Consider the following 12,711-nt stretch of genomic DNA (forward strand, 5'->3'; position numbering starts at 1 on the left):
CCACAAAGAGGCGGTTCTACAAGAGATTATTCTCAAAATAGAACGAGTCAGTCCAGAGAAGCTGCACCACAAAGAGGCGGTTCCACAAGAGATAATTCTCAAAACAGAACGAGTCAGTCTAGAGAAGCTGCACCACAAAGAGGCGGTTCTACAAGAGATTATTCTCAAAACAGAGCGAGTCAGTCTAGAGAAGCTGTGCCACAAAGAGCAGAGTCACCAAGAGATTATTCTCAAAACAGAACGAGTCAGGCCAGACAAGCAACGCCACAAAGAGCAGAGTCACCAAGAGATTATTCTCAAAACAGAACGAGCGAAGCCAGGCAAGCTGCGCCAGAAAGAGCAGAGTCGCCAAGAGATTATTCTCAAAACAGAACAAACCAGACTAGACAAGCTGCGCCACAAAGAGCAGATTCGCAAAATAGAGGAAACTCGTCAAGAGAGTCAGCACCACAAAAAAGTGACTCTCAACGTGGGAATTCTACTTCAAGAAATGACAATAGAAGATCGTAATAAAATAGATTAGAAAAGATAAGACACGGCTTTGAAGCCGTGTTTTTTTATTGGATAAAAAGCTCTAATTTATTTTAAAAGTGTATTTTTGACAAGTTTTTTAAAAATAGTACATGAGCGCATCGAACAAAGACCTGCATAGTAAATTAACATTAGGTGGTTTATTAATTTCATTAGGAATAATTTACGGTGATATAGGAACTTCTCCGTTATATGTAATGAAAGCTATATTAGGCGATCATATTATCAACGCTGACGTTGTTTTGGGTGGCGTATCTGCCGTTTTTTGGACCCTTACTTTACAAACTACCATAAAATATGTCCTAATCACATTAAGTGCTGACAACCATGGTGAAGGTGGAATTTTTGCTTTGTACGCTTTAGTCAAAAAAACTAAAATTAAATGGTTGATTGTACCTGCCATAATTGGGGGAAGTGCATTGTTAGCCGATGGAATTATTACACCTCCTATCTCCGTTTCTTCTGCTGTAGAAGGAATTAGAACTTATTATCCCGAAATAAATACCATTCCAATAGTGATTAGTATTTTATTTATTCTATTTGCTATACAGCAATTTGGGACAAAATTAGTTGGGAAGTTTTTTGCTCCAATAATGCTAGTTTGGTTTGGAATGCTCGCCATATTGGGTTTATCACAAATTGGACAAAATATTGAGGTTTTAAAAGCCGTTAATCCCTATTATGCGTATCATTTACTGACCATTCATCCTGAAGGATTTTTTGTTTTAGGATTTGTATTCCTTTGTACGACAGGTGCTGAAGCCCTATATTCTGACATGGGTCATTGCGGACGTAAAAATATTAGAATTAGCTGGATCTTTGTAAAAACTGCTCTAGTACTTAATTATTTTGGACAAGCTGCTTATTTAATTCATCACGAAGGAGCAACACTACAAACTTTGGGTGGGAAAAATGGAAATCCATTTTATCTTATTATGCCGGATTGGTTCCAACCTATAGGAATCATCATAGCAACTCTTGCTGCTGTAATAGCATCACAAGCTTTAATTAGTGGCTCATTTACTTTGATAAATGAAGCTATGAGACTGAATTTTTGGCCTAAAGTAAAAATCAAATATCCAACCGAATTAAAAGGCCAATTGTACATTCCTTCAATAAACTGGTTATTGTTTATTGGTTGTGTTGGAATTGTACTGCACTTTGAAGAATCCAGTAATATGGAACATGCTTATGGTCTGGCTATTATCTTGTGTATGATAATGACCACTATTCTGCTTAATTTTTATTTGATAATGAAAAGGGTGAAACTTTACTTTATTATACCTTTGATTGCGATTTATTTAATAATTGAATTTAGTTTTCTAGCTGCCAACATTACAAAATTTGCTGAAGGTGGTTACGTAACTCTTTTTATAGCTATTTCTCTAATCAGCATCATGACTACATGGTACTTAGCCAAACAAATCAACAAAAGTTATACTAAAATTGTTAAAATTGAAGATTACAAAAAAGTACTTGTTGAATTAAGTGCTGATTTAAGTATTCCAAAATACGCCACACACTTAGTATATATGACAAATGCTGGTAGAACAGACGAAATAGAAGAAAAAGTGATGTATTCTATTTTGCAAAAAAGACCAAAAAGAGCAGATATATACTGGTTTGTTCACGTAAATATAGTGACAGAACCTTACAAAGCAGAATATAAAGTTACCGAAATTGTCAAAGATGACTTGTACCGTGTAGACTTTAATCTTGGTTTTAGAGAACCTACTAAAATTAACTTGATGTTTAGAGAAGTTATTAAAGATATGGTTAAAAAAGGAGAGGTTGATATAACAAGTCGATACGAATCGCTAAATAAAAACAATATCATTGGCGATTTTAAATTTGTCTTATCCGAAAAATTTCTTTCTAATGATAGCGACCTAAGATGGCATGAGAAAATCATCATGAACTCTTACTTCTTAATTAAAAAATTAAGCTTATCCGAAGAAAGAGCTTTTGGTTTGGACAGCAGTTCTGTTAAAATTGAAAAATTCCCACTCGTGCTTCATGCGCCAGAGAAAATGGACTTAACCAGAATAAAATAATCATTCTGTTTAAAATCACTTAAAAACATTGTATTCATACGATGTTTTTTTTGGTCAAAAAATTTAAAAATAACATTCATTATTTAAAATATAACATTCAATCAATAAATAGTACCTTTGCACCTCAATTATTTAAAATGAGATTACACAGAAATTTAGTTTACACAACAATAGATGCATTAAATGCCATTTTTAACGAAGGTGAATATGCTGACAAAGTAGTAGCAAGATCCTTAAAAAAAGACAAACGTTGGGGAAGTTCGGATAGAAAGTTTGTTGCCGAAACCATCTACGAAATTGTACGTTGGAAAAGATTATACGCAGAAATAGCCGAAGTAAAAGAACCATTTGACCGAGATAATCTTTGGAGAATGTTTTCTGTTTGGGCAGTTTTAAGAGGCTATCCTATTCCGGATTGGCGTCAGTTAGAAGGAACTCCAGAACGAAAAATTAAAGGTCGTTTTGATGAGCTTTCTAAAGTGCGAGCCTTAAAAGAATCTATTCCAGACTGGATGGATGAATTAGGTGTTAAAGAATTAGGAGAAAAAGTGTGGGCGACTGAAATTACAGCCCAAAATCAACCTGCTAAAGTAATTCTAAGAGTAAATACACTTAAAACTACCAGAGAAGCGCTGCGAGCTATTTTGATGGATTTAAATATTGAAACAGATACTCTAAAAAATCAACCTGACGCTTTAGTACTTAAAGAAAGAGCTAATGTGTTTTTAACTGATGCTTTTAAACAAGGTTTCTTTGAAGTACAGGATGCCAACTCTCAATTAGTAGCTGCTTTCCTTGATGTAAAACCAGGAATGCGCGTTGTAGATACTTGCGCAGGTGCGGGTGGAAAAACACTCCATATTGCTGCTTTAATGGAAAACAAAGGACAGCTAATTGCTATGGATTTGTATGAAAGCAAATTGAAGCAATTAAAAATCAGAGCCAAAAGAGACGGCGCTTTCAATATTGAATACCGCATCATTGATTCGACAAAAATCATTAAAAAATTACATGAAAAAGCAGACCGTGTATTAATCGATGCCCCCTGCAGTGGTTTAGGCGTTTTGAAAAGAAATCCCGATGCTAAATGGAAATTAAAACCGGAATTCATTGATAATATTCGTAAAGTACAATCGGAGGTTTTAGAAAGCTATTCTAAAATTGTAAAACCGGGAGGGAAATTAGTTTATGCCACGTGTTCGATATTACCATCCGAAAATCAAGAACAGGTTGCTCACTTCTTGACCACAGCTATTGGTAAGGAATTTAACTTTGTAAAAGATCAAAAAATCCTAGCCTCAGAGTCTGGTTTTGATGGATTTTATATGGCTTTATTAGAACGAAAAGAAAGCTCAGAACAAAAAGAAAAAAGAGTACAAAAAGAAATAGAATAGAATATAACTCCAGAATTCACAAAAAAAGTCCTCGAAATTCGAGGACTTTTTTTTATATCATTATTTTTTCAGCTTAATCTTTTTCCAACTTTAAACTAAAAAACTTTAACTTCTATTAATCATTCATGGAGATTAAAAACTCTTCATTGTTCTTCGTTTTCTTAAAACGATCATTAATAAAATCCATTGCTTCAATTGGATTCATATCCGAAAGGTATTTTCGCATAATCCACATTCTTTGTAATGTTTTTGGATCCAATAACATATCATCTCGTCTTGTACTTGACGATGTTAAATCGACAGCTGGAAAAATACGTTTGTTAGCAATCTTTCTATCCAATTGCAATTCCATATTACCAGTACCTTTGAATTCTTCAAAGATAACTTCGTCCATTTTTGAACCAGTTTCTGTTAATGCAGTGGCAATTATACTTAAAGACCCGCCATTTTCTACATTTCGGGCGGCACCAAAGAAACGTTTTGGCTTTTGCAATGCATTTGCATCCACACCACCACTCAATACTTTTCCTGAAGCAGGTTGGACTGTATTGTAAGCTCTAGCCAAACGTGTAATAGAATCTAATAGAATCACTACATCATGGCCACATTCTACTAATCGTTTTGCTTTTTCAAGAACGATATTAGCAATTTTAACATGCTCTTGCGGTTCTCTATCAAATGTAGAAGCAATTACTTCACCACGCACACTGCGTTGCATGTCAGTAACCTCTTCCGGACGTTCATCAATTAATAGAACAATTAAATATACTTCAGGATGATTTGCCGCAATTGCGTTTGCAATTTCCTTAAGCAACATCGTTTTACCTGTTTTAGGCTGAGCCACGATCATTCCCCGTTGTCCTTTTCCTATTGGTGAAAACAAATCGATGATTCTTGTTGAAATAGTGCTTTGTTTTTCAGCTAATTTGAATTTTTCTGATGGGAATACTGGTGTTAAATGTTCGAATGAAACTCTGTCACGAACCACTTGAGGATCGTGTCCATTTATTTTCAAAACGCGAACTAAGGGAAAAAATTTCTCTCCTTCTTTTGGTGGACGAACCACACCTTTTACAGTATCGCCGGTTTTAAGTCCGAACAATCTAATTTGAGAAGTTGATAAATAAATATCATCTGGCGAAGCCAAATAGTTGTAATCTGAAGAACGCAAGAAACCGTAACCGTCAGGCATCATCTCTAGGACTCCTTCACTTTCTATAATTCCATCAAATTCAAAATCAGAAGCGGCAAAATTACTTTTCTTGTTTTTAAAATTGGGGTTTTGGTTTTGATTTCCATTTCCATTTGGATTTGGATTCTGCTTGTGCAGCTGGTTTGGATTTATTTTTTTTGTAGGAACAACAGCGTCGGCTCTTTCTTCAGTAGTTATTTCTACAACAGCATCGTCTTCTTTAGTCGTTTCCTTTACTTCTTCTTTATCCTTTTTTAAGGCGATTTTCTTTTCGTAAGCTGATTTATTAAACTTAATCACCTTTCCTACTTTTTTCTCTTCAGTGCCAGGCTCCCCTATTAAGACTGGCTCTTCTTGTACGGTGAGCGCTTCAGTAAGAATAATATTTTCAACTGAAACCGCATCTCCTTTAACAATTTCTTCAGTTTCAAATAGAGGACTTACAGGCGCTTTCTGTATTGCTGCTTTTTTAACAGGAACTATGCGAACTCTTTTAGGTTTATCATCTTCCAGATCACTTTCCGCTTTTGTATTTACCTTAGTATCAACATTAGCCATTTGATGCTCAACTATCTGACCAATCAAAGTCTCTTTTTTTACGCCGTTAAATTTTATGGTTTTAGCTGCTTTAGCTATTTCTTGAAGCTCAGAAAGCTTCATTTCTTTTAATGCAGAAATATCAAACATGAATGTTCTATGAGTTTAATTAATTTTTGGAATAATGTAAAAGATAGGTAGTAAACTTTAAATTGAATCAACCGCAGTATGAAGTGCTTACGGAATTATCATGCAATAATACGAATAAAATTCATTCAGACAATAGTATTTTTAAAAAAGAAAATATATTTTTGTAAAACATATTTAACAAATGATACAAAGAATTCAAACCATTTATTTACTTCTTGCTTTCGTAGTAACTGGCATTTTGCTGTTTTTTATTCCATTGTGGACAATGGGCGAAGGTCAAGAATACTATTTCATGCAAAGCCAAGTCTATACTATACTATTAGGTTTGAGTACCACGCTAACGGTATTAAGTATTGTTTCCTATAAAAAAAGACAAAATCAATTTGTTATTGGCAGATTGAATATCATATTAAATTTGATTTTATTAGGATTGTTTGTATATCGTTCACTAAACGTATCTGGAGAAACACCTGCTGTTTCGGAGAAAGGTATTGGGATGTTTCTACCTGCAGTTGTTGTCGTGTTATTAGTTTTAGCTAATAAGGCCATCAAAAAGGATGAAGATCTTGTAAAATCTGTGGACCGATTGAGGTAAACCTATAAACTTTAGTTTATTAGTGCGAAGGAAACCCGAATGTAACAATTCGGGTTTTTTTGTGTCTTACTAGTTAAACTTTATCAATAAAGACAATAAAAATCTCATGAAAAAACCAAAATGCTATTTATTTTCTATAAATTTGGCAGTAAGAATCCTAATATGTTAAATAAAATAAGAATTCATCTTGCTGATGACCATCAAATCCTTATTGATGGAATTAGAACTTTGCTCCATACCAATCCTATATTTGAGGTCGTAGGGTTTTCTATTAATGGTACTAATTTGTACGATGAAGTGCTACGCAACAAATCAGACATTCTAATTCTGGATATAAATATGCCAGAAAAAGACGGAATTGAGGTTATCAAAGAGTTTGCTAAAAAAGGATTCCCTTGCAAAATTATTATTTTATCAAGTCACGATGATTTGAGAATAATAAAAGAAGTCATGAAATTAGGCAGCAGTGGTTATTTGACAAAGAAATGTGCTGGTGAAAATATTATCGAAGCAGTTTTGGCGGTTACTAACGGTGAGGAATATTTTTGCAAGGCGGTAAGAGAGAAAATATTTAGTACGGTTACGAAGGACAATCCAAAATTAATCAAACCCGAACTGAAAGGAAACTTACTTTTAACTGAAAGAGAATTAGAAATTATAATTTTAATTTCACTTGAATTGAGTGGCAAAGAAATTAGCGACCAATTATTCATTAGTGTCAACACCGTAGAAACACATCGAAAAAACATTATGAAAAAACTTGATGCCAAAAACTCGATAAGTCTCGTAAAATATGCCATTAAACATAAATTAATCAAATCGTGATTTGGTATAATCCGTGTAGTTATTTACGTTGTAAAAAGTAAATTTACCGTATTTCTAACATCTAAATTTTTGAAGTAAAGCTTTATCAAATTATAAGAGTTCAAAAAAATATTTTTAAATGAAGGAACTAGCCACAATTAAAACCAGTTGAAACCAAAAGGTTAAAATTTAGAACTTTATGCTGCTGAAACACATTCTTATTTTATTGCTTTTCGTATCGAATATTTCTTCTTTTAGTATTTTAGCACAGACGAAACTCCCTTCAAAAAACGACGCGATCTCCATAGCTAAAGAAGCCAATGAACTTTTAAAAAAGGGTAACTATGAGAAATCATTGATAAAATCAAGAGTTGCTTTAAATATGGCTATCCGTTTGAAAGACAACAACCTTATTGCCGGTTCTTACAATACCATTGCAGCAAATTTTGATCAGTTATCAGAAACAGACAAAGCTTTTTACTATTACAACAAAGGCTTAACTTATGCAAACAAAACCAATAATGACGTTCTAAAAAACTGGTTGAACAACAATTTAGGTAATATTTATTGTTTTGATAAAAAGCAGTACGAAAAAGGAATATTTTACTATAAAAAATCGTTACAGTACAGCACTAAAATTAAGGATTCTGCACAAATAGTTTTCACAAAACTTAATTTGACTTGGGCTTATTTTGATATTAATCGCTTTGAAGAAGGTCTTCCCTATTTAAAATACATTAACAAACACCACAAGCGTTACGGTGACAGTTCCACCATTGTCGCACTAAACATGCTGAATGGAATGTATTATAATTACAAAAATGATGTGAAAGCAGCCGATTTTTATTTTAAAACTGCAATCAAACTAGGAAATGCAGGCAACGAGAAATCGGATTTATCTTACTCCCATTATGAATTTTCTAAGTTTTTATTAAAAAACGGTGATTATGAGAACGCCTATAAAAACCTCGCACTTTTCAATAAAATTGTAGATGAATTAAACAACGAAGAAAAAATCAACAAAGCTAATGTCGCTGGTATTAACCTCCAAATTGATGAATACAAACGAGAAATTGATAAAATAGAAAACGAGTTTAAAACAAAAGAATCTGCGTTGTTACAGGAACAATCCAAAAACAAAAAGATTGTTATAGTATTAATTGCAATTCTGCTATTGCTCTTCTTTCTTTTCTATTTCTATTCTCAAAATGCACAATTAAGGCATAAAAATAAACTAAAAGACTTAAGAAGCAAAGCTCAAGAGAACTTAATCAACGCCTCTATCAACGGCCAAGAATTAGAACGAAAAAAAATCGCTTCATTTTTACACGATAATATTAGTGCATTACTTTCATCAGCAGGAATGCATCTTCATGCTTGCATCTCGCAAAATCAGTCTTCCTCAAAAGAAATAATTAAAACGAAAGCCATTTTAGAAGAAGCCCATGACCAAGTTCGAGATTTATCTCACGAACTAATGCCTTCCCTACTAGCCCGATTTGGCCTATTCGACGCCTTAGATGATTTATGCGAAAAAAATTCGAATTGTATTCTTCACTTTGAATATTCCAGTTCCTTAAATAGAAAAACTCGCTATGATGAAGATTTTGAAATAAAAATTTATTTCATCATTATGGAATTGCTTAACAACACTATAAAACACAGTGAAGCAAGACAAGCTAAATTAACCATACAGGAAAATAATGAATCACTTCAGCTTGCTATTATAGACAACGGAAAAGGATTTGATTCCACCAAATTCCATATTTTGGAAGGTTTTGGACTCAATCAAATTAAAGCGCGACTTAATCATCTTAGAGGAACGGTGGAAATAAATTCGAAGCCTAATTTAGGCACATCTATTACTATAAATGTTCCTATAACTTATCAGAAAAAAATAATTAAACCCGTTTTTCAATCTCAATAATTTCCAAATCCTTGATTTTATCTCCCTCAATCACAAAGCGAAGCATAGTTCGTACTTGGTGAAAACCACTTTTACCCGCTGCACCCGGATTCATGTGCAAAAGATTAAATTTTTTATCGAAAATCACTTTTAAAATGTGGGAATGTCCACAAATAAATAATTTTGGCGGATTCAATTCTATTTCTGATTTGATATTTGGATTGTATTTCCCAGGATAGCCACCAATGTGCGTAATCCAAACCTCTACCCCTTCACACTTAAATCGATTGTGCAAAGGAAACTCCATTCGAGCTGTTGCATCGTCAATATTACCATAGACACAGCGCAACGGTTTTAGCTTTTTGATGCTATCTGTTACGGCTAAATCGCCTATGTCACCCGCATGCCACACTTCATCAGCCTGCGCAACGTATTTCAAAATGGTATCGTCAATATGACTGTGGGTATCGGAAAGTAAAAGTATTTTTTTCAAAAGTATTTTTTTAAGGGCAATTTGCTTCGCCAGTTCGCTTTACTCATATCCCGCTATATTCTACAATCTTGTTCTCTATTAAAAAATAAAGAACAAGGATTTTCACTACTATTAGGACTAGTATTTTGTGGTAAAAATAAACATTCGCAATCCAAATAAAAAATCAAACAGAAACTTAACAAACTTTGACACTTGACCCCTTTCTAGCAAAAAAATTAATAAGTATCTTTGTAGCTTCAAAAAAAATCACTTGAGATATTTCGTCAAATTAGCTTATAACGGAACCCAATACCACGGATGGCAATACCAACCTAATGCCGCTTCAGTTCAAGAAACGATGAATAAAGCATTTTCGGTAGTATTAAATACCACTTTAAATCTCATGGGAGCTGGAAGAACGGACACAGGTGTACATGCTAAAGAAATGTATGCTCACTTTGATTTTGAAAAACCATTTGATCTTGTGAGTTTAGTTCATAAACTGAACTCTTATTTGCCTAAAGACATTGTAATTTATACCATTATCCCAGTTCATGACCAAGCGCATACACGTTTTGACGCTTTAAAAAGAACCTATGAATACCATATTAATACATTTAAAGATGTTTTTTCACAAGAACAAAGCTGGTATTTCCATCAAAAGTTAGATCTCGATTTGATGAATGAAGCAGCGCAATTGTTATTCAACCATGTTGATTTTCAATGTTTTTCAAAAGTCAATACAGATGTAAACACATTTGACTGCACTATTTTTGAAGCTAATTGGAAGCAAGAAAAAAATACCTTAATTTTCACTATTTCGGCAAATCGTTTTTTGCGAAATATGGTCCGTGCGATTGTGGGAACATTAGTAAACGTAGGATTACATAAAATTACCTTGGCTGATTTTACAGCCATTATAAAAAGTAAAAACAGAGATAAAGCAGGTTTTTCGGTTCCTGCGCAAGGTTTATATTTAACGAAAATAGAATACGAATACATTACGCAATAGCCCTGATAGAAGTGAAAATCCTATTTGGTTTTTCTTTAAAAACAAAATAGATTGCAACGAATAGCAGGAATAGCTCCAAAAAAAATGAAAGCAAAAGCATTTGATACTAGATTATTTAAACGGATATTAAAATTTACAAAACCTTATCAATGGCGGTTCAATGGCGTGATTGTATTTGCCATCTCTTTGTCTGTATTTGCGGCATTGCGTCCGTATTTATTGAAACAAACTGTAGATGGATATATCGCAACCCAAGACCAGCAGGGATTATTACTTTATGTAGTATTGATGGGAATTGTACTCTTACTGGAGGTATTCTCGCAGTTTTACTTTGTTTTTTGGGCCAACTGGTTGGGTCAGGACATCGTGAAAGACATTCGGACTAAACTGTTTCAACACATTTTGAGTTTCCGAATGAAATACTTTGATCACGTTCCTGTTGGACAACTCGTAACACGCTCTGTATCAGACATTGAATCTATTGCAAGAATTTTCAGTCAGGGGCTATTCATGATTATTAGTGACTTGATGAAAATGCTTGTGGTATTGCTTTTTATGTTTTACATGAACTGGAAACTGACTTGGATTGTAATTGTTGCGATGCCGGTTTTAGTTTTTTTCACGAGAATATTTCAAAGAAAAATGCAAGTAGCTTTTGAGGAAGTTCGAAATCAGATTGCCAACATGAACTCCTTTGTTCAAGAGCGAGTAACAGGAATGAAGATTGTACAGCTCTTTAATCGTGAAAAAATTGAGTATGAAAAATTCAAAGAAATTAACTACAAACACAAAAAAGCGTGGATAAAAACCATTCTTTACAACTCCATCTTCTTCCCGATTGCTGATATTATTTCGTCCTTAACACTTGGTTTTATTGTATTGTACGGTGGAATTAAGATATTAAACGGGGATAATTTTACCACTTTTGGAGATTTATTTTCCTACACCATGTTTATTGGAATGTTATTTAATCCTTTGCGCCAAATTGCTGATAAATTCAACGAAATGCAATTAGGGATGATTGCAGCGAATCGTGTATTTGATATTTTGGATACACAAGATCAAATACAAGATACAGGAATTATTGAAGCACCTGTTTTTAAAGGAGATATTAAGTTCAAGAAGGTCCGTTTTGGCTATATTCCAGATGAGGAAGTAATCAAAGGAATTGATCTTGAGGTAAACGCAGGTCAAACCGTTGCTATTGTAGGCTCTACAGGAGCTGGAAAATCTACAATCATTAATTTACTGAATCGTTTTTACGAAATTAACAGCGGTTCTATTTTCATTGATAATCACAATATTGAGAATTATACATTGGGTTCCTTAAGAAAACAAATTGCCGTCGTTTTGCAAGATGTTTTTCTTTTTGCTGACACTATTTTTAATAACATCACCTTGAATAACCCTGAAATAAGTCGGGAACAAGTTTTGGCTGCAGCCAAGAATATTGGCGTTCATGAATTTATTATGAGTTTACCGGATAATTATAATTTTGATGTAAAGGAACGTGGTGTAATGCTTTCTTCTGGTCAACGCCAGTTGATTGCTTTCTTGAGAGCATATGTGAGTAATCCTAGTATTTTGATTCTGGACGAAGCGACTTCTTCAATAGACACCTACTCCGAAGAATTGATTCAACGCGCTACCGAAACCATTACAAAGGGCAGAACTTCAATTGTAATTGCACACCGACTTGCCACTATTGTCAATGCGGATAAAATTGTGTTAATGGATAAGGGGTTGATTGTTGAGCAAGGGACCCACCAAGAATTAATTAATCGTGAAAAAGGGTACTATAAAAACTTATATGATTCGCAGTTTTCGGTGGCAATTTAACAATAGTTCGTAATGCAATTCCATTATATAAGACCACTCGTTCTTTGTTTAAAATTTAAAAAATTGGTAGTGGTAACAATGACTTTTGAATGTAGAAACTTTAATAAATCGCTACTTACAGTTTTTAATTTTGCTGGATTCAAGTTACTAATGCAACTTTTTGGTTAAACATATAATTTGGTGTTTCAAAATTAAATCTTTTTCTCGGACGGTTATTTAATTTTT

Annotated in this window: 9 protein-coding genes and 1 pseudogene; 8 read left to right on the forward strand and 2 right to left on the reverse strand. The window is 33.7% G+C overall.

Annotated features, from left to right (window positions below):
- The 3 genes and pseudogenes from BLS90_RS17190 to BLS90_RS15550 form a co-directional block, all read left to right on the forward strand.
- A pseudogene (locus tag BLS90_RS17190) lies at window positions 1-510 on the forward strand (hypothetical protein); the annotation flags it as partial.
- A 113-nt stretch (window positions 511-623) separates the two neighbouring features.
- Window positions 624-2,585, forward strand: coding sequence for a KUP/HAK/KT family potassium transporter (locus tag BLS90_RS15545; RefSeq protein ID WP_091259251.1), 1,962 nt, complete (start codon window positions 624-626; stop codon window positions 2,583-2,585).
- 137 nt (window positions 2,586-2,722) lie between these two features.
- Window positions 2,723-3,979: an RsmB/NOP family class I SAM-dependent RNA methyltransferase gene (locus BLS90_RS15550; RefSeq protein WP_091259264.1), complete on the forward strand. Its 1,257-nt coding sequence runs from the start codon at window positions 2,723-2,725 to the stop codon at window positions 3,977-3,979.
- A gap of 115 nt (window positions 3,980-4,094) precedes the next feature.
- On the opposite strand, the gene rho is transcribed toward BLS90_RS15550, so the two are convergent.
- Entirely contained in the window at window positions 4,095-5,858 is a 1,764-nt protein-coding gene (gene rho / locus BLS90_RS15555) for a transcription termination factor Rho (protein ID WP_091259253.1), read from the reverse strand.
- Window positions 5,859-6,039: 181 nt separating this feature from the next.
- Between rho and BLS90_RS15560 the strand changes: the two genes are divergently transcribed.
- The 3 genes from BLS90_RS15560 (at window position 6,040) to BLS90_RS15570 (ending at window position 9,184) form a co-directional block, all read left to right on the forward strand.
- Entirely contained in the window at window positions 6,040-6,453 is a 414-nt protein-coding gene (locus tag BLS90_RS15560; RefSeq protein WP_073354977.1) for a DUF4293 domain-containing protein, read from the forward strand.
- 162 nt (window positions 6,454-6,615) lie between these two features.
- Entirely contained in the window at window positions 6,616-7,278 is a 663-nt protein-coding gene (locus BLS90_RS15565; protein ID WP_091259255.1) for a response regulator, read from the forward strand.
- A 178-nt stretch (window positions 7,279-7,456) separates the two neighbouring features.
- Window positions 7,457-9,184 carry an ATP-binding protein gene (locus tag BLS90_RS15570; protein WP_091259257.1) on the forward strand — a complete coding sequence of 576 codons (1,728 nt, stop codon included), beginning with the start codon at window positions 7,457-7,459 and terminating at the stop codon, window positions 9,182-9,184.
- Here BLS90_RS15570 and BLS90_RS15575 read toward each other — a convergent pair.
- Window positions 9,159-9,656, reverse strand: coding sequence for a metallophosphoesterase family protein (locus BLS90_RS15575; protein ID WP_091259259.1), 498 nt, complete (start codon window positions 9,654-9,656; stop codon window positions 9,159-9,161). The two genes, BLS90_RS15570 and BLS90_RS15575, sit on opposite strands and share 26 nt — an antisense overlap.
- 250 nt (window positions 9,657-9,906) lie before the next feature.
- On the opposite strand from BLS90_RS15575, the gene truA reads away from it, so the two are divergent.
- Together truA and BLS90_RS15585 are read left to right on the forward strand one after the other, a co-directional pair.
- Window positions 9,907-10,647: a tRNA pseudouridine(38-40) synthase TruA gene (gene truA, locus BLS90_RS15580; RefSeq protein WP_091259261.1), complete on the forward strand. Its 741-nt coding sequence runs from the start codon at window positions 9,907-9,909 to the stop codon at window positions 10,645-10,647.
- An 84-nt stretch (window positions 10,648-10,731) separates the two neighbouring features.
- Window positions 10,732-12,486: an ABC transporter ATP-binding protein gene (locus BLS90_RS15585; protein WP_091259266.1), complete on the forward strand. Its 1,755-nt coding sequence runs from the start codon at window positions 10,732-10,734 to the stop codon at window positions 12,484-12,486.
- The last annotated feature ends 225 nt before the right edge of the window (window positions 12,487-12,711 follow it).

This window comes from Flavobacterium omnivorum (genome assembly GCF_900099915.1).
GTDB lineage: Bacteria > Bacteroidota > Bacteroidia > Flavobacteriales > Flavobacteriaceae > Flavobacterium > Flavobacterium omnivorum.